The organism is Stenotrophomonas sp. SORGH_AS_0282 (assembly GCF_030818125.1).
GTDB classification, from domain to species: Bacteria; Pseudomonadota; Gammaproteobacteria; order Xanthomonadales; family Xanthomonadaceae; genus Stenotrophomonas; species Stenotrophomonas rhizophila_A.
Genome location: NZ_JAUTAB010000001.1, coordinates 2199029 through 2216722, shown reverse-complemented (window position 1 = coordinate 2216722; position 17694 = coordinate 2199029). Strand labels below are relative to the sequence as shown.

Genomic DNA, 17694 nt, shown 5'->3' with positions numbered 1-17694 from the left:
TCAGTGCAGGAACCCCGACAGGTTGGTCTCGATGTTGCGCGGGTTCTCGCCCTGGGCAATCGAGATCAGGCCTTCGATGATCATTTCGCGGTCGCGGCTGTTGTGGTGGATCACGCTCTTGAGCTTGGCCGACACCGGCAGGAACAACAGGTTGGCCGAGGCGATGCCGTAGATGGTGGCGGTGAACGCAGCGGCGATGCCGTGGCCGAGCTTGCTCGGATCGGCCAGGTTCTTCATCACCGCGATCAGGCCGAGCACGGCGCCGATGATGCCCAGCGTGGGCGCGTAGATGCCCATGCTTTCGAACACCTTGGAGGCGGCCAGGTCCTGGCTTTCCTGGCTGCCCAGTTCGATTTCCATCATGTGCCGGATGGTTTCCGGTTCCACGCCGTCCACCAGCAGCTGCAGGCCCTTGCGCAGGAACGGGTCGTCCTGGGCGTCGACCTGGGCCTCCAGGCCGAGCAGGCCCTGGCGGCGGGCGATGTTGCTCCATTCCACGATCTGGCGGATCAGCTCGGCACGGTCGCTGGCCGGCGGGCGCACGACCCAGCGCACGATCCTGAAGGCGTGCTTGAACACAGCGGGCGAGGTGTGCAGCAGGATGGCGGCCAGCGTGCCGACGATGACGATCACGAAGGCGGCAGGGGACCACAGCGACGCCAGCCCGGCACCCTTGAGGATGCTGCCGCCGACCAGCGAGGCCAGGGCGAGGAAAAGTCCAATGAGGCTGAGTCTGTCCATTTGTCCGATATCGGCTTGCGGGTGGGGGACTTGAATTGCGGGGCTATCGGCGGTTCAGCCACGCATGTCAATCGTGCGGGGTGCGCAGGCCGTCCACGTCGAGGATCAGGGACATGCGGCCGTCGCCGATCAGGGTGGCGCCGGCGTAGCCGCGCAGGCCGCGCAGGGCCTTGGGCAGCGGCTTGATCACCACTTCCTCGCGGCCACGCACCTGGTCCACCACCAGCCCGAAGCGGGCTTCGCCGGCCTGCAGCACCACGATGGTGAGCAGCGGCGAGGGCGCCGGGTCCACGTCCAGCCAGTGGCGCAGGTCCACCAGCGGCAGGGTGTGGGTCCTGCGGTCGAGCACGGCGCGGCCGTCGAACCAGCCCAGCGAGGTGTTCGGCGCGTGCAGCACTTCCATCACGCGTGCCAGCGGCAGTGCGTAGACGTCCTCGCCGGCCTGCACCAGCAGGGTCGGCAGGATCGCCAGGGTGAGCGGCACGCGGATCATGAAGCGGCTGCCACGGCCCAGTTCGGACTGGATCTGGATCTGGCCGCTGAGCTCGCGGATGCGCGACTGCACCACGTCCATGCCGACGCCACGACCGGAGATATCGGTGACTTCCTGCTTGGTCGAGAAACCGGGCAGGAACACCAGGTGCAGGCATTCCTCGCTGGTCAGGCGGGCGGCGGCTTCGGGATCGATCAGGCCCTTTTCGCGGGCCTTGGCGCGCAGGCGCTCGGGGTCGATGCCGGCGCCGTCGTCCTGCACTTCAATGCTGACGTAGTCGCCTTCCTGCTGCGCGGACAGGCGCACGTTGCCGCTGCGGGTCTTGCCCTGGGCTTCGCGCAGCTCGGGCATTTCAATGCCGTGGTCGATCGCGTTGCGCACCAGGTGCACCAGCGGGTCGGCCAGGGCTTCGACCAGGTTGCGGTCCAGTTCGGTTTCCGCACCGATCAGTTCCAGCTCCACTTCCTTCTTCAGGTTGCGGGCCACGTCGCGGGCGACCTTGGGGAAGCGCGAGAACACCTTGCCCACCGGCTGCATGCGGGTGCGCATCACCGCCGACTGCAGGCGCGCGGTGGCGATATCCAGCGTGGACACGGCGCGGTCCAGTTCTTCGTCGTGCAGGCGCGCACGCAAGGTCTTGAGCCGGTTGCGCGACAGCACCAGTTCGCCGATCAGGTTGACGATGGCATCCAGGCGCTTGGTATCCACGCGCACGGTGTGTTCGGCTTCGGCCACCGGCTTGTTGGCGGCCGGCTTGGCCGGGGCCGGGGCGGCGACCGGGCGCGGCGCGATGGCCGGGGCGGGGGCCGCTGCGGCCACGCTCTGCGCGCCGGGAGCGGCGCCGCCATGCAGCTGGTCGAGCAGGGCTTCGAATTCGTCTTCGCCGATCAGGCCATCGTCTTTCTTTTTCGCCACGGCAGTGGGAGCCGCGCCGCCGTGCAGGGTATCCAGCAGGGCTTCGAACTCATCGTCGGTGATCAGGTCGCCGCTGGAGGCGGTTGCCGTCGCGACCGGTGCCGGCGTGGCCGGTCCGTTGACGTCGAACTGCGCGATCAGTTCCGGCGGGGCATAGCCCGGCTCGGTGCCGGCGGCCACCGAATCCAGCATCGACTGCAGGTAATCCAGCGATTGCTGGCCGGCGTCGAAGTGGTGGGCCTGCAGCACGGCCTGGCCTGAGCGGGCCATGCCAAGGGTTTCTTCGGCGGCGTGGCACAGCTCGACCATGGCCTGGATGCCCAGGAAGCCGGCACCGCCCTTGAGCGTGTGGAAACCGCGGAACACCGCGTTGAGCTGGTCGCTGTCCTGGGGCGACTGCTCCAGCGACACCAGCTGTTCGCCGAGGCGATCCAGGATCTCCTGGGCCTCGAGGATGAAGTCTGCAGCAATGTCGTCTGGAACAGCACTCATGGTTTCAAAGCCCCAAATCGGAAAGCAGGTCGTCGGCGTCGACCTGTGACACCTGATGGCGGTCCAGGCCGCTCACGGCCGGACCGGCCAGGCCGTTGTCGCGCTTGTGGGCGCTGTCGTCCGGCGGCGGCAGGCCGAGCGCGCCGAAGCCTTCGTGCACGCGGCGCACGATGCCCACCACGCGGCGGATGATCTGCCCGGTGAGATCCTGGTAGCTCTGGGTGAGCGCGATCTCGGTGAGGTTGTGGCGGATGCGGTCCAGCTGCTGGTCCTGGTCCGGGCTCAGCCCGTTGGCACGCAGCTGCTCGGTGAGCGCGCGGCATTCCTCGGCCAGGTCCAGGGTGCGGTGGGTGGCCTGTTCGGTCATCGCCACCACGTGGTCCAGGCGCGCGCAGGCATCGTCCAGCTCGCCGGCTTCGCTGGGCAGGGTGGGCAGTTCGCCCAGCGCCTGGCCCAGTTCGCGGGCAAGGCGGTTCAGCCCGGCCATCATCGGCTGGGTGCGCAGCGCGGCCAGGGCGTCGATTTCCCGGCGCCAGCCCGCTTCGTCGCCGCTTTCCAGCGCAGCCAGGGCATCCTGCAGGCGCTGCACCAGCGCCGATTTGTCGCGAAGGGTTTCCATCACGCGCTGGCCGCCAGGCGCTCGAAGATCTTGCCGAGCTTTTCTTCCAGGGTCTGGGCGGTGAACGGCTTGATGATGTAGCCGTTCACGCCGGACTGGGCGGCTTCAATGATCTGCTCGCGCTTGGCTTCGGCGGTGACCATCAGCACCGGCAGGGTCTTGAGCTTGGCGTCGGCGCGGATCGCCTTGAGCAGGTCGATACCGGTCATGACCGGCATGTTCCAGTCGGTGACCACGAAATCGAACGACTGGCTCTGCAGCAGGGCCAGCGCAGCATGCCCGTCCTCGGCTTCGGCCGTATTGGTGAAGCCCAGATCGCCCAGCAGGTTCTTGACGATACGACGCATGGTCGAGAAGTCGTCGACGATCAGGATACGCATGTTCTTGTTCAAAGCACTTTCCTCGGTATCAAGTGTTCTCGAGGCCGGCGTCGGCCGCCTCGAAGATCTTCAGTCGGCCACGCAGGCGCAGCACTGCCTGGCCATGGATCTGGCAGACGCGCGACTCGCTGACGCCGAGCACCGCGCCGATCTCTTTCAGGTTCAGTTCCTGCTCGTAGTACAGCGACAGCACCAGCTGTTCGCGTTCGGGCAGCAGGCCGATCGCATTGCCCAGCTCGCGGCCGAACTCGCCGCGCTCCAGCACCTGCTGCGGGGTCGGGCCGCCCTGGGCGACGGTATCCAGCTCGCCCTGGTCTTCGATCCGCGATTCCAGGCTCAGCACCTGGCCACGCGCGGCGTCTTCCATCAGGCGCAGGTAGTCGGGCAGCGGCATGTCCATCGCGGCGGCCACTTCGGTGGCGCTGGCGGCGCGGCCGGTGGTCTGCTCCAGCCGGCGGATGGTGGAGGCGGCGTCGCGGGCACGGCGGTGCACCGAACGCGGCACCCAGTCGCCGCGGCGGATCTCGTCGATCATCGAGCCGCGGATGCGGATCGAGGCGTAGGTTTCGAACGAGGCGCCCTGGTCGGCGTCGTAGCTGCGCGAGGCCTCGATCAGGCCCATCATGCCGGCCTGGATCAGGTCGTCGACTTCAACGCTGGCCGGCAGGCGTGCGGCCAGGTGGTGGGCGATGCGCCGGACCAGGTCCGAGTGCTGGGCAATGCACTCGTTGGCAGCGGCGCGCTGCACCTCTTTGTATTGTGCGGCGCCTTTCATGCGGTCACCCCGCGTTGCTTGAGGATGCGTTCCAGGAAGAATTCAACGCCGCCGCGCGGCTCGGTCGGGGCCTGCCAGCGGGCGGTGCGCCGGGCGATCTCGGCGATCGCCTGCGCCGACGGGCTGGACGGGTAGGCCTTCACCACCGGCTGCTGGCGCTGCACCGACAGGCGCAACCAGTCGTCCTGCGGCACGCAGCCCAGGTAGTTCAGCGACACATCGGCCAGGAACTTGTCGCAGACCCGGCTCAGCTTTTCGTAGAGCACGCGGCCCTCGTTGGGATCCCGCACCATGTTGGCGACCACCTGGATGCGGTCCACGCCACGTTCGCGCGAGAGCACCTTGATCAGCGCATAGGCGTCGGTGATCGAGGCCGGTTCGTCGCAGACCACCACTACGGTGTCCTGGGCGGCCTGGCAGAAGGTGAGCACGCCGTCGGTGATGCCGGCGGCGGTGTCGACCACCATGAAGTCCAGATCGCGTTCCAGTTCGGAGAACACGTTGACCAGGCCCACGTGTTCGGCCGGCTGCAGTTCGGCCATGTGGCGGCGGCCGGACGCGGCCGGCACCACCAGCACGCCACCCGGGCCTTCCAGGATCACTTCATCCAGCGTGCAGCGCCCGGCGACCAGGTCGGCCAGGGTCAGCTTGGGCTGCAGGCCCAGGATCACATCGATGTTGGCCAGGCCCAGGTCGGCATCCAGCAGCAGCGTGCGCTTGCCCATGTCGGCCAGCGCCACGGCCAGGTTGGCCGACACGTTGGTCTTGCCCACGCCGCCCTTGCCGCCGGTGACGGCGATGGTGCGGACCGGGCCCAGCGGCTGGCTGCGGGTGGCCGACAACGGGAAGGTCCTGGTCAGGTTTTCATACTCACGCGACGGCATGGTTCAACTCCGGGTTGCAGGGCATATCGGCCGCGCGGCGCAAATCTTCAAGGCGAAGTACAAGATTGGCTGCACTGGCCCGGTGCAGGTCTTCGGGAACGTCCTGCCCGTCGGTGACCCAGGTGATCGGCAGGCGGTGGTCGACGGCCACCGACAGGGCGGTACCGAAGCGGCCGGTTTCGTCCAGCTTGCTGAGCACCACGCCCTGCGGGTTGGCGCCGCTGAAACGGCGGACCACCTCGTCCATGTCGCCGAAGCTGGTGTTGGCCGGGAGCACCAGCAGGGTGCGGATCTGCGGCGCGGCGCGCAGCCACTGCAGCTGGGCGGCCAGGGCGCGGTCACGCGGGCCCAGGCCGGCGGTGTCGATCAACACCAGCTTGTAGTCCTTCAGGCGCTCCAGCAGCTGGGCCAGGTCGCTGCCACTGTTGGCTTCATGCACGGCGATGCCGAGCTGGCGGCCGAAGCCGTACAGCTGCTCGCGGGCGCCGATGCGGGCGGTATCGGTGGTGACCAGGGCCACGTCGCGGGCGGCGTGGGCTTCGGCGAAGCGCGAGGCCAGCTTGGCGATGGTGGTGGTCTTGCCGGCACCGGTGGGACCAACCAGAGCGATCACGCCGCCGGCTTCCAGCGGGTCGACCGGGGCGATCGGCAGCTTCTTGGACAGCAGCCCGAGCATCAGGCCACGGCCACGGTGGGCTTCGGTGTCCAGCGGGATCTGCAGGGCCACGTCGCGGCAGATGCCGGCGTCGAAGCCATATTCGTCCATCAGGTCCAGCGCGGCGGCACGCACCGCCGAGCCGCGCAGGCGCTCGTCGGTGAAGCGGTTCATTTCGCGCTCGATGACGGTGCGCATGCCGGCCACTTCATTGCGCAGCTGGCGCAGTTCCTCATCGTCGCGGACCAGGGTCACCGGGGCGGCGACGGCAGGCACCGGGGCGGTGATGACCTCGGCCGGCACCGTCGGTTCGTTGGCGGCCTGCAGCGACGGCTCGACCGGTGCAGCAACGGTCATGGCGGCGACCGGCGCGGCGATGGCGTCCACAACCACCGGAGCGGGCGCGGCAAACACCGCCGAATCGTCGATCTGGATGGCCGGGCTGGCCGCGGCCGGGACTACCGGCACGGTTTCCCACAGCGGCGCCGCCGGGGCTTCAAGCGGAGCCCGCTGCATCTGCTGCGCCGGCATCTGCGGCAGCTGCGGCGGGACGCTGCTGCGGCCTGCCGGCGCGTGCATCTCGAACAGCGGTGCTTCGTCCAGCGGCGGGTCGATGATGAAGCGGGCGCGGTTGGCCGGGGCCGGCGCAGCGGCGCGGACCGGTGCTTCCACTGCCACCGGTGCGGCGTCGGCGACCGGCGCAACCACGGCGCGTTCGGCGGCGGCAGCCTGTTCAACATTGAACGGGGCGAAGATCTGTTCCGGCAGCTGGGTAGCTGGCTGCACGTTGGCGCGGGCCAGGGTGGCGGCAAAGCCGCTGCTGCCCGGCGGCGGCACGATTTCGTTGGCGCTGTCCAGGGTGCGGCCGGTGGCGCCCACGGCGGCGCGGGCGAGGGCGGCCACGGCCGAGGTGGTGGCCGCCACCGGCTCCGGCGCGGCGGCCGGTGCCTTGCGGCGGGTCACCGCGGCGATCACCGCATCGGCGGCGTTGCGCGGCCGCGGGGCCGGCGGCGGCGGCGCCACGTCCTTGCGCGCCGCTTCCAGTGCACGCTGCACCGCGCCTTCGTCATAGTTCGCCGCGGCCACGATTTCCACGCCTTCCTCGATCCGGCGATTGGACAGGATCACGGCATCCGGACCGTGTTCCTTGCGCACCAGGTTCATGGCAGAGCGCATATCGGGAGCGACGAAGCGTTTGATTTTCATGCTGTGGTACCGGGACTGGGGCGGCTGGGGGGTGGAAGGGAAGCGCTGGTTGTCGGTGGTCTGCACGGTCCGGGTTTCCCTTCTTGTCCTGCTGCGGTGATTGCGAAATGGGGGTGTCTGTTTTCTGACGCGTTGCTGTCGGAGTTCCGGCTCAGCTGATCGTGCCGACCAGCTTCAGCCGCTTGTCCTCGGGGACCTCGCTGTAGGCCAGCACGGACAGCGACGGAACGCTGTGGCGTACCAGCCGTGCCAGCGCGGCACGTACCGGACCGGGCACCAACACCACCGCGGGCTCGTTCTTCGCTTCCTGCTTGCTGACACATTCGGCCAGGCTCTGGTGCAGTCGCTCAGCGAGTCCGGGTTCCAGCGCGGCGCCGTTGCCCTGAGTGGACTCCTGCAAGACGCGTTCCAGTTGCGGGTTGAGGGTGAACACCGGCAGCTCGGCGGACATGCCGGCGATCTCCTGGACGATGAAACGGCCCAGCGCATTGCGCACGGCGGCCGTCAGAACGCCGGGGTCCTGGCTCATCGGCGCGTTCTCCACCAGCGATTCGGCGATCTTGCGCAGCTGGCGCACCGGGATGCGTTCGATCAGCAGGTTCTGCAGCACCCGCACCACCACCGACAGCGGCAATGCCTTCGGGGTGAGGTCCTCGACCAGCTTCGGCGCGCTCTTGGCCAGGTTGGCCAGCAGCTGCTGCACCTCTTCGTGGCCAAGCAGTTCCGGGGCGTGTTCGCGGATCAGGTGCGAGAGGTGGGTGGCGACCACGGTGGCCGGGTCGACCACGGTGTAGCCCATCGATTCGGCGTGGGCGCGCTGGTGCGGCTGGATCCAGGTGGCATCCAGGCCGAACGCCGGGTCCTTGCCGGCGATACCTTCCAGCGCACCGAGCGCGCTGCCCGGGTCCAGGGCCAGTTCGCGGTCGGGGTGGATTTCGGCGGTGGCCACCGGCACGCCGTGGATCAGCAGCCGGTAGGCGCTGGCGCCCAGTTCCAGGTTGTCGCGGATGTGCACGGACGGGATCAGGAAGCCGATGTCGTGGGTGAGCTTGCGGCGCACGCCCTTGATGCGCGCCATCAGTTCGCCGCCCTGGTTCTTGTCCACCAGCGGGATCAGCCGGTAGCCCACTTCCAGGCCCAGCGGATCGACCGGGCGCAGTTCGTCCCAGGTCAGTTCGGCGGTGGGCGAGGGCGCTGCGCCGGGCAGGCCGAGCGCATTGGTCGGGCCCGCCGCAGGCGCGGCGGCGGCGCGCTCGGCCGCCTGGCTCTTCTGCCAGAGCTTCCAGGCGATGAAGCCGAGGATGGCGGCCAGCGTCAAGAAGGCGACGTTGGGCATGCCCGGGACCAGGCCGACCAGGCCCAGGATCGCCGCGGCGATGGTCAGTGCGCGGTGCTGTCCGAACACCTGGCCCATCATGGCCTGGGCCATGTCCTGCGAGCGCGAGGCGCGGGTGACCAGCATGGCCACGGCCGAGGACACCAGCAGTGCCGGCAGCTGCGCCACCAGGCCGTCACCGATCGACAGCAGGGTGTAGGTGGCTGCGGCTTCGCCGAACGGCATGCCGTGCTGGAGCACGCCAACCGCCAGGCCGCCGATCATGTTGATGAAAAGAATGAGGATGCCGGCGATGGCATCGCCGCGGATGAACTTGCTGGCACCGTCCATGGCGCCGTAGAAGTCGGCTTCCTCGCGGACTTCTTCACGGCGCAGCTTGGCTTCTTCACGCGTCAGCAAACCGGCGTTGAGGTCGGCGTCGATCGCCATCTGCTTGCCGGGCATGGCGTCCAGGATGAAACGCGCGGTCACTTCGGACACGCGGCCGGCACCCTTGGTGATCACCACGAAATTGATGATGGTCAGGATCGCGAAGACCACGATGCCCACGGCGTAGTTGCCGCCGATGACGAATTCGCCGAACGCGGCGATCACCTTGCCGGCCGCTTCGTGGCCATTCTGGCCGTTGAGCAGGATCACGCGGGTGGAGGCCACGTTCAGCGCCAGCCGCAGCATGGTGGTGATCAGCAGCACGATCGGGAAGATGGTGAAATCCAGCGGGCGCTTCACGTACACCACCGCCAGCAGCACCATCAGCGAGATGGCGATGTTGAAGGTGAACAGCGCATCCAGCACCGGGGCGGCCAGCGGCACCACCACCATGGCCAGCAGGGCCAGCACGATCAGCGGGGCGCCAAGGCCCTGGCGGATCATGTCCAGGGCGCGGCGGGTGTTCATGCCGGCGGGCTGGGCGCTCATGGGCGGCCTCCCTTGCCGAACTCATCCACGTCGATGCTGGGCGCGGCCGGCATCGGTCCACCCCGCCAGGTACGCAGCTGGTAGACGTAGGACAGCACCTGGGCAACGGCCGAATACAGTCTCACGGGAATTTCCTTTCCAAGTTGACCTTCCCGATACAAGGCGCGTGCCAAAGGCGGGGCCGAGACGATGGCGACCTTGTTGCCGTCGGCCACCTGGCGGATGCGCAGGGCGGTTTCGTCCACGCCCAGGGCCACCACGGTGGGGGCGCCCATCCTGCCGCCGTCGTATTTGAGGGCCACCGCGTAGTGGGTGGGGTTGACCACCACCACGTCGGCGGTGGGCACCGCTTCCATCATCCGGCGGTTGGACATCTGCTGCTGCAGCTGGCGGATGCGGCCCTTCACCTCGGGGCTGCCCTCGCTTTCCTTCATTTCCCGGCGCAGCTCTTCGCGGGTCATCTTCAGCTTGCGCATCCAGTTCCAGCGCTGGTACGGGGCGTCGATGGCGGCCAGCAGCATCATGGCCCCGCCGGTGGCCAGCATCAGTTTCAGGGTGAAGCCCAGCCCGTGGACCATGGCCGCCTCCAGCGGCTGGTGGACCAGGTCGCGCAGCCCGCGGATGCCATGCCAGACCACCAGCCCGGCGGCAGTGCCGACGAACACGATGCGCAGCAGGGATTTGGTGAATTCGCCGATGGCTTCGGCGCCATACAGGCGCTTCATGCCGGCCATCGGACTGAGCCGGCTGAACTGCGGCATCAGCGATTTGTTCGACCAGCGCAGCCCGCCCATGGCCACCGGGGCCAGGAAGCTGGCCAGCAGGCAGACCAGCAGCAGCGGCCACAGGGCCAGCATCAGCTGCAGGAACAGGTGCCCGAAATGGCTGAACAACCCCAGCGGCTCGAACCGCAGGCCCGGTTCCGGGGTCAGCGCCAGCTTCATCCAGTCCTTGGCGCTGCTGGCCATGCCCCCGGAAAACGCCATCAGCGCCAGCACCGATGCGCCGAACACGGCGGCAGTGGCCAGCTCGCGTGAACGCGGGATATTGCCCTGTTCACGGGCATCGCGCAGGCGTTTTTCGGTAGGTTGTTCGGTTTTTTCGCCGGCTTGTTCTTCGTCGGACATCGGGAGCAGGGCACCGCGGGGATTACCTGGGGTGGTGCAAGAAGTGTTCCATTGCGGACGACGTGCCGGGAGCAGAGCACGTGACAGGGACAGTGCTCGGGATCGGGATCGGGATCGGGATCGGGATGGTGACGGCGACGGGAGAGTAGGGTCGGTTCCCAAACGACCGCCGATACGGGGCCAACGTCCGGTAACGCATGACGGGAAGCGTAGAAGCGTTCCCCGGCGGAGGTCATGCCGCCATCGAACGCGGGCAATCCACGTGCAGTCGATCGGGATGCGACCCTACCAGCAACAGCCCAACAGCCCGGCGCCACCGGCATCATCAATGGCATCATCCAGGTTCAACTGACTGCTGCGGTAATCGATGTCGCCTTACCTGTTCTGCGTTGTCCTGTTGGCCGGGCTGCTGCATGCCAGCTGGAACGCCATCGTCAAACGCGGCAGCGATACGCTGTTCACCACGATCCTGGTGACCGGCTCGGCGGCGTTGATCGCGGCGCTCTGCCTGCCTTTCGTGACCGCACCGGATCCGCGCAGCTGGCCGTGGCTGGCGGCGTCGACCGTGCTGCAGGCGGGGTATTACCTGCTGGTGGCGCGTACCTACCGGGTGACCGACATGAGCGCGGCCTATCCGTTGATGCGGGGTTGCGCGCCGATCCTGGTGGCGCTGGTGGGCGGGGCAGTTCTCGGCGAGCGCCTGCCGGGGTTGGCATGGGCCGGCATCGGGCTGATCTGCTTCGGTATTCTGTGCATGTCGCACGGGATCGTGCGTCGGCAGATGTGGCTGCCTCTGCTCAACGCCGGAGTGATTGCCACTTACACGCTGGTAGACGCCTTGGGGGCGCGGCAGTCCGGTTCGGCGCTGGGCTACACCTTGTGGCTGTTCCTGCTGTCGGGGCTGCCATTGCCGGTCTGGGCCCTCGCTACCCGCGCGCCGCAGCTTTTCGCCTATGCACGATCGAACTGGGGCTATGGCCTCGTCGGCGGCGTAGGTACGCTGACATCCTACGGCGTGGTGCTCTGGGTGATGACGCAGGCGCCTGTGGCGATGGTCTCGGCGCTACGCGAGACCTCGATCCTGTTTGGCGTGCTGATCTCTGCGTTGGTGTTACGCGAACGGGTCACCCGACAACGATGGGTCGCCGCCGGATTGATCGTTGCAGGAGCGGTGGTGCTGCGCGTGTGCGGTTAATCCAGGAAATGCCCGCCCTGCGAGGCTTTGTGGTCCTGTGACACCACCATCCGTGGGCGTGGCAGGTCGTGGAGCTGCAGGAAGCGCTCGGCGTCGACCGGGCGGCCGAGCAGGTAGCCCTGCAGGAAGTCGCAGCCCAGCCGCTCCAGGTAGGAACGCTGGCCGGCGGTTTCCACGCCCTCGGCCACGATGTCCATGTCCAGCGCATGCCCCAGCGCCACGATGGCCGAGACGATGACCACGTCTTCGGAGCTGTTTTCCAGGTCGCGCACGAAGGCGTGGTCGATCTTGATCTCGGTGGCCGGCAGGCGCTTGAGATACAGCAGGCTGGAATAGCCGGTACCGAAATCGTCGATGGAAATGCCCACGCCCAGCCGCGCCAGGGCCTGAAGCAGGCGCAGGCTGGTCTCGGTGTCGCGCATCACTGCGCTTTCGGTGATCTCCAGGACCAGCCGGCGCGGTTCCACCCGGTGCAGTTTCAGCGCGTCGCTGATCTCGCCGAGCAGGTTCGGGGAGCCGAACTGGATCGGCGACAGGTTGACCGATACCGACCAGCTGTCATGGCCGGCGTCATGCCAGCGGCGGAGCTGGCGGCACGCTTCGTTGAGCACCCAGCGCCCGATCTCGTGGATGACCCCGCTGCGTTCGGCCAGGCGGATGAAACGATCCGGTGGAATCAGGCCGTGCTCGGGGTGGTTCCAGCGGACCAGGGCCTCGGCGCCACAGACCTGGTGGGTGCTGACCCGCACCTTGGGCTGGTAGTGCAGGAACAGCTGGTTGGCCTGGATCGCGCGGCGCAGGTCGGCCAGCAGCCGGAACTGCTGTTCGGCGCTGTCGCTCATCCACTCGGCGAACACCACGAACGCGTTGCGTCCGGCCTCCTTGGCCTGGTACATCGCCGCGTCGGCATACCCCATCAACTGGCGTTCGGTGGTGGCGTGGTCGGGGCAGATGGCAATGCCGATGCTGGCGGTGACCTGCAGCTCATGCCCGGGCACCAGGTTGCCGGTGCCCATGGCCTGGATGATGCGGCCAGCCAGGCTGGACACGTCCTCGTCGTTGTCGATGCCGACCACCAGCACGAATTCGTCGCCGCCCAGCCGGGCCATCACGTCGGCGGCACGCAGCAGCTGGCGGGTGCGCGTGGCCACCGCGACCAGCAGGGCGTCGCCGGTCTGGTGACCGTAGGCGTCGTTGACCTGTTTGAAGCCATCCAGGTCCATGAACATCACCGCGAAGCGCCCGCCGCGCTGTTCGGCATCCACCAGCGCCTGTTCAATGCGCTGCTGCAGCAGCAGGCGATTGGGCAGGTGGGTCAGCGGATCGTGCAGGGCGGCCTGGCTGAGCTCGGCATGCGCATCGTCCAGCGACGTGCGCAGGTGCAGGTTGCGCAACCGCAGCAGCTGCGCCTGCTGCCGCTGGTCCAGCCAGGACACCAGCAGCACCACGGCCAGGATGCCGATGGTGAGCACCATTACCAGCGCCCCCAGCCACTGGGTCTGCAGGCCGGTGCCGGCGGCGGCGCCGCACACGCTGTCAGCGGGGAACCGTGCCGCGGCCATGCCGGTGTAGTGCATGCCGACGATCGCCGCGCCCAGCACCACCGCCGGCGCCACGCGATGCTGCAGCCGGGTGTCGTTGTGGCGCAGGCGGAAGGCGACGTACAGCGCGACCCACGACGCCGCCACTGCAATGATGAGAGAGAGGGTGAACCAGCCCGGGTGGTATTCAATGCCCGGGCGCATGAGCATGGCCGCCATGCCCAGGTAGTGCATGCTGGCGATGCCGCTGCCCATCAGCAATGCACCCAGCGCCAGGCGCGAATGCGGCAACGTGGCGCGTGAGACCAGCCAGAGCGCGAAGATCGAAGAAGCGATCGCCGCCAGCAACGATACTGCGGTCAGTTCAAGGTCGTACCCCAATGGGATGGGCAGCTTGAAGGCCAGCATGCCGATGAAGTGCATGGACCAGATTCCCAGGCCCATGGCGCAGCCACCGCCCAGCAGCCACAGCACGCTGATCCTTGGCGATGGCGCGGTGGTGACCCGATTGGCCATGTCCAGCGCGGTGAAGGACGCCATGATGGCAACCAGCAGCGAAACCACGACCAACCATGGGGTGTAGCTGCCGACGAGCATCATGACTCTCCCTGGCGTACACAGCTGCAATCTAAAAAAAGACTGGACCACGCTTCTGCGTGGACTGCTCAGGCACGTTCCCCCTGCCGTAAGCGCATGTTAACGACAGAGGAGGGGGCGAAAGCAAGCGCAAATCCGGCCAAATTTCATGCGGCCATCACGCAATCGTCACTCGTTTTGCATACGGGCGCGTACGCGCAGGGGTCGGCGCTAGCGGGTGAGGCCGTCGGCGGTCTGGAACGCGGCATCGAACAAGCGCTGCACCGGGGGACCCATTTCACCGGCAAGCACGGTCAGCAGGAACAGGCCCAGCAACAGGGCGACCGGCAGGCCCAGCTGGATCGGGTTGAGCGCGGGTGCGGCACGCGCCAGTACGCCGAAGGCCAGGTTCACCGCCAGCATGGCGACCGTGATCGGCAGCGACAGCGTCAACGCACCGCGCAGCACCTGCAGCAGGAACGTGGGCGCGGTGCTGATGAACGCATCGAGGTCGGGCAGCGATGCGCCGATCGGCACGGCCTTGTAGCTGTCCATCACCAGTGAGATCAACGCGAGATGCCCGTTGGCGGCAAAGAACAGCAGGCCGAACAGAAGATAGAACCACTGCCCGATCACGCCCGAGGTGCCGCCGCGCATCGGATCGCTCATCTGCGCGAAGGCCAGGCCGGTGCCTTGCGAAACCAGTTCGCCGGCCATGGCACCGGCTTCGAACACCAGCCGCAGCAGGAAGCCGATGGAGATGCCGATGGCCAGTTCGCGCGCGATGCTGAGTACGGTGGCCGCGTCAAAACCGGTCCAGGCCGGGACGGGCGGCAGCATCGGCGACAGCGCGATGGCCAGTGCGCCGGACAGCATCACGCGCACCCGTGCCGGCACCGCGCGGCTGCCGACCAGCGGCATGGCCATGATCATGGCGCCGATGCGCAGCATGGTCCACAGCACGGTGCCGATCATGCCGAAGGCGTTGAGCCCGTCGGCGGCCATCTGGGTTGCCGAATCCATCGGGGGGCTATCCGATCAGGTGCGGTATGCGCTGGAACAGCAGCGTGGTGTATTCGACCAGGTGGCCGATCAGCAGGCTGCCCAGCGCGAACAACACGGCGGTGAGCGCGGCGGCCTTGGCCACGAAGGCGATGGTGGGTTCGTTGAGCTGGGTGGCGGCCTGCACCACGCCGACCACCACGCCGACGATCAGGACGGTCAACAGCAGCGGGCCGGCCACCCACAGCACGGTGATCAGGCCGCCGCGCAGTTCGGTCAGGGCAAGTTCGGGTGTCATGGCGACCTCAGACGGCGTTGAAGCTGGCGGCAAGGGTGCCGACCACCAGCACCCAGCCGTCGACCAGCACGAACAGCAGGATCTTGAAGGGCGCCGAGACCAGCATTGGCGAGAGCATCATCATGCCCATCGACATCAGCACGCTGGCCACGACCAGGTCGATGATCACGAACGGGATGAAGATCAGGAAGCCGATTTCAAAGGCGGTTTTCAGTTCGCTGGTGACGAACGAGGCGACCAGCACCGGGAACGGAATGGCATCGGGGCTGGCATAGGTGCCATGCCCGGCCATGCCGGCGAAGGTCATCAGGTCGGTTTCGCGGATCTGGGCCAGCATGAAGGCGCGCAGCGGCTGGGTAGTGAGGGTCCAGGCGGTCTGGAAGTCGATCTCGCCGTTGAGGTAGGGCGCCATGCCGCTTCCCCAGGCTTTCTGCCACACCGGCAGCATGACCATGGCGGTCAGGAACAGGGCCAGGCCCAGCAGCACCTGGTTGGAGGGGGTCTGGCCGGTACCCAGTGCCTGGCGCAGCAGGCCCAGGACGATGATGATGCGGGTGAAGGCGGTGAGCACCAGCAGCATCGACGGGATCAGGGTGATCGCGGTCATCAGCAGCAGGGTCTGCAGCGGCAGGCTGACCGGGGCGCCGCCGATCTTGCCGACATTCACGTCGGGCAGGTTGGGCACGGCGGGCGCGCCGGGCGCGGCCATGGCCAGCGCGGGCAACGCGCACAGCAGCAGGGTCAGCAGCAACGGCAGGTAACGGGTCCAGGATGCACGGGGGCCACGCATGATCATTTTTCCTTGCGCAGCCGCTGTTGCAGCAGCTGGGCGAAATTCGGCAGGTTCTTGAAATCCGGCAGGCGCGCCGGTTCCGGGGTGGGCAGCGGTTCGGGCAGGCGGTGCAGGGTGTTGATGCCGCCGGCGGTGACGCCGAGCAGCAGCTGTTCGCCATTGATATCGACGACGACGACGCGTTCCTTGGCACCCACGTTGAGGCTGGCCACCACGCGCAGGCCATCGGCGGGCTTGAAGCCGCTGCCGGGCATGCGCTTGAGCACCCAGCCCAGGCCGACGATCAGCGCCAGCACGGCCAGCAGTGCAAGCACGGCGCCGAACATGCTGGGTGCCGCGGCGGCGTGCTGGCCGACCTTGGCCGCCGGTGCACCGGCGGCAATGAGTGCCAGGGAAATCAACGCAGTCTCCGGATCCGTTCGCTGGGGCTGACCACGTCGGTCAGGCGCACGCCGAAGCGGTCGTTGATGACCACGACTTCGCCGTGGGCGATGAGGGTGCCGTTGACGAACACGTCGAGCGATTCGCCGGCGCCGCGTTCCAGTTCGACCACCGAGCCCTGGTTGAGCTGCAGCAGGTTGCGGATGGGCAGGCGGGCGCGGCCGACTTCCAGCGACAGGGTGACCGGTACGTCGAGGATCACGTCGAGGTTCAGATCCGGGCCGCCGCTGGTCTCGTCGGAGTGCAGGGTGGTGAACTGCGCCGGTGCCGGTTCGTTGGTTTCGATGTCGTCGTTCATTGCGGGTCTTCCTGGATAACGGGAGCGCGCGGGCGGGTGCCCGGGGGATGGGTAGCGGTGATCTTCACGGCGTTCATGCCGTTGGCGACGCCGAACTGGCCGGTGAACACGGGAATGTTCTCCACGCACAGCGGCACGTGGGGAGGCAGGTCGATGGGCAGGATGTCGCCGATCTTGAGCTGGGTGAGGTCACGCAGGCTCATGCGCTTGGTGGCGAGCACGCTGGAGAGGGTGACTTCGGCGATGTTGAGCTGTTCGCGCAGCATGGTGCCCCAGCTTTCGTCGCGGTCGTTGCGGTCGCTCTGGATGCCGGCGTCGAGCAGTTCGCGGATCGGTTCGAGCATCGAGTACGGCAACGTGACGTGGATGTCGCCGCCACCGCCGTCGAGTTCGACATGCAGGCGGCAGACCACGACGTATTCGCGGGGGGTGACGATGTTGGCGAAGTGGGGGTTGATTTCGGAGTTGATGTATTCGAGTTCGACATCCATCACCGGGGCCCAGGCTTCGCGCAGGTCGGCGAAGGTCTGCTTGAGCAGGAGGTGGATGACGCGCATTTCGGTGGCGGTGAACTCGCGGCCTTCGATGCGGGTGGGGTAGCGCCCGTCGCCGCCGAAGAAGTTGTCGACGATGGCGAACACGAGGGTCGGTTCGAAGACGATCAGGCCGGTGCCGCGCAGGGGCTTGAAGCGGATCAGGTTGAGGTTGGTCGGTACATACAGGGAGTGCATGTAGTCGTTGAACTTGATCAGTTCGATGCCGCGCACGGACAGTTCGGCGGAGCGGCGGATCAGGTTGAACAGGCCGATGCGCCAGAGGCGGGCGAAGCGCTCGTTGACCATTTCCAGGGTCGGCATGCGCCCCCGGATGATGCGGTCCTGGCTGGCAAAATCGTAGTTGCGCGCTTCGCCGGGGGCGATGGCGTCGACTTCGGTTTCGACGGCGCCGGAATCGACGCCATGCAGCAGGGCATCGATTTCGTCCTGGGAAAGCAGGTCATTCATGGGAT

At 67.5% G+C, this 17694-nt stretch carries 17 protein-coding genes; 1 reads left to right on the top strand and 16 read right to left on the bottom strand.

Features of this window, described 5'->3' with window-relative positions:
- From QE395_RS09845 to flhB, 9 genes are all read right to left on the bottom strand, one after another.
- The gene (locus QE395_RS09845) at positions 1 to 741 is read right to left on the bottom strand and encodes a flagellar motor protein (RefSeq protein WP_249834238.1); all 741 of its coding nucleotides are present in this window, start codon (positions 739 to 741) and stop codon (positions 1 to 3) included.
- A gap of 67 nt (positions 742 to 808) precedes the next feature.
- Positions 809 to 2641 (bottom strand): chemotaxis protein CheA, encoded by a 1833-nt coding sequence (locus QE395_RS09840; protein ID WP_249834239.1) that lies wholly within the window; start codon positions 2639 to 2641, stop codon positions 809 to 811.
- A 4-nt stretch (positions 2642 to 2645) separates the two neighbouring features.
- Entirely contained in the window at positions 2646 to 3260 is a 615-nt protein-coding gene (locus QE395_RS09835) for a protein phosphatase CheZ (protein ID WP_068851634.1), read from the bottom strand.
- Positions 3260 to 3652 carry a chemotaxis response regulator CheY gene (gene cheY, locus QE395_RS09830; protein ID WP_068851637.1) on the bottom strand — a complete coding sequence of 131 codons (393 nt, stop codon included), beginning with the start codon at positions 3650 to 3652 and terminating at the stop codon, positions 3260 to 3262. Before cheY ends, QE395_RS09835 begins: the two co-directional genes overlap by 1 nt.
- Before the next feature lie 16 nt (positions 3653 to 3668).
- Positions 3669 to 4415: an RNA polymerase sigma factor FliA gene (locus QE395_RS09825; RefSeq protein ID WP_068851640.1), complete on the bottom strand. Its 747-nt coding sequence runs from the start codon at positions 4413 to 4415 to the stop codon at positions 3669 to 3671.
- Positions 4412 to 5299 (bottom strand): MinD/ParA family protein, encoded by an 888-nt coding sequence (locus QE395_RS09820; protein WP_068851643.1) that lies wholly within the window; start codon positions 5297 to 5299, stop codon positions 4412 to 4414. The genes QE395_RS09825 and QE395_RS09820 overlap by 4 nt, the downstream gene beginning before the upstream one ends.
- A complete protein-coding gene (locus QE395_RS09815; RefSeq protein WP_095363873.1) occupies positions 5286 to 7160 on the bottom strand; it encodes an AAA family ATPase in 1875 nt (624 codons plus the stop codon). The genes QE395_RS09820 and QE395_RS09815 overlap by 14 nt, the downstream gene beginning before the upstream one ends.
- Positions 7161 to 7311: 151 nt before the next feature.
- The gene (flhA, locus tag QE395_RS09810) at positions 7312 to 9393 is read right to left on the bottom strand and encodes a flagellar biosynthesis protein FlhA (RefSeq protein WP_176472655.1); all 2082 of its coding nucleotides are present in this window, start codon (positions 9391 to 9393) and stop codon (positions 7312 to 7314) included.
- 17 nt (positions 9394 to 9410) lie between these two features.
- A complete protein-coding gene (gene flhB, locus QE395_RS09805; protein WP_249834240.1) occupies positions 9411 to 10541 on the bottom strand; it encodes a flagellar biosynthesis protein FlhB in 1131 nt (376 codons plus the stop codon).
- Between the two features lie 367 nt (positions 10542 to 10908).
- On the opposite strand from flhB, the gene QE395_RS09800 reads away from it, so the two are divergent.
- Positions 10909 to 11736, top strand: coding sequence for a DMT family transporter (locus QE395_RS09800; RefSeq protein WP_306988810.1), 828 nt, complete (start codon positions 10909 to 10911; stop codon positions 11734 to 11736).
- Here the strand turns inward: QE395_RS09800 and QE395_RS09795 are convergent.
- From QE395_RS09795 to fliM, 7 genes are all read right to left on the bottom strand, one after another.
- A complete protein-coding gene (locus QE395_RS09795; RefSeq protein WP_306988808.1) occupies positions 11733 to 13874 on the bottom strand; it encodes an EAL domain-containing protein in 2142 nt (713 codons plus the stop codon). The two genes, QE395_RS09800 and QE395_RS09795, sit on opposite strands and share 4 nt — an antisense overlap.
- Before the next feature lie 210 nt (positions 13875 to 14084).
- Positions 14085 to 14876: a flagellar biosynthetic protein FliR gene (fliR, locus tag QE395_RS09790; RefSeq protein WP_068851654.1), complete on the bottom strand. Its 792-nt coding sequence runs from the start codon at positions 14874 to 14876 to the stop codon at positions 14085 to 14087.
- Between the two features lie 7 nt (positions 14877 to 14883).
- Entirely contained in the window at positions 14884 to 15153 is a 270-nt protein-coding gene (locus tag QE395_RS09785; RefSeq protein WP_017356083.1) for a flagellar biosynthetic protein FliQ, read from the bottom strand.
- A 7-nt stretch (positions 15154 to 15160) separates the two neighbouring features.
- On the bottom strand, positions 15161 to 15949 hold the full coding sequence (fliP, locus tag QE395_RS09780) for a flagellar type III secretion system pore protein FliP (protein ID WP_179197395.1): 789 nt from the start codon (positions 15947 to 15949) through the stop codon (positions 15161 to 15163).
- Positions 15946 to 16347, bottom strand: coding sequence for a flagellar biosynthetic protein FliO (fliO, locus tag QE395_RS09775; protein ID WP_068851659.1), 402 nt, complete (start codon positions 16345 to 16347; stop codon positions 15946 to 15948). Before fliO ends, fliP begins: the two co-directional genes overlap by 4 nt.
- A complete protein-coding gene (fliN, locus tag QE395_RS09770) occupies positions 16344 to 16685 on the bottom strand; it encodes a flagellar motor switch protein FliN (protein ID WP_184123708.1) in 342 nt (113 codons plus the stop codon). Before fliN ends, fliO begins: the two co-directional genes overlap by 4 nt.
- Complete coding sequence (fliM, locus tag QE395_RS09765) at positions 16682 to 17689, bottom strand: flagellar motor switch protein FliM (RefSeq protein WP_068851665.1); 1008 nt, start codon at positions 17687 to 17689, stop codon at positions 16682 to 16684. Before fliM ends, fliN begins: the two co-directional genes overlap by 4 nt.
- Positions 17690 to 17694 lie beyond the last annotated feature (5 nt).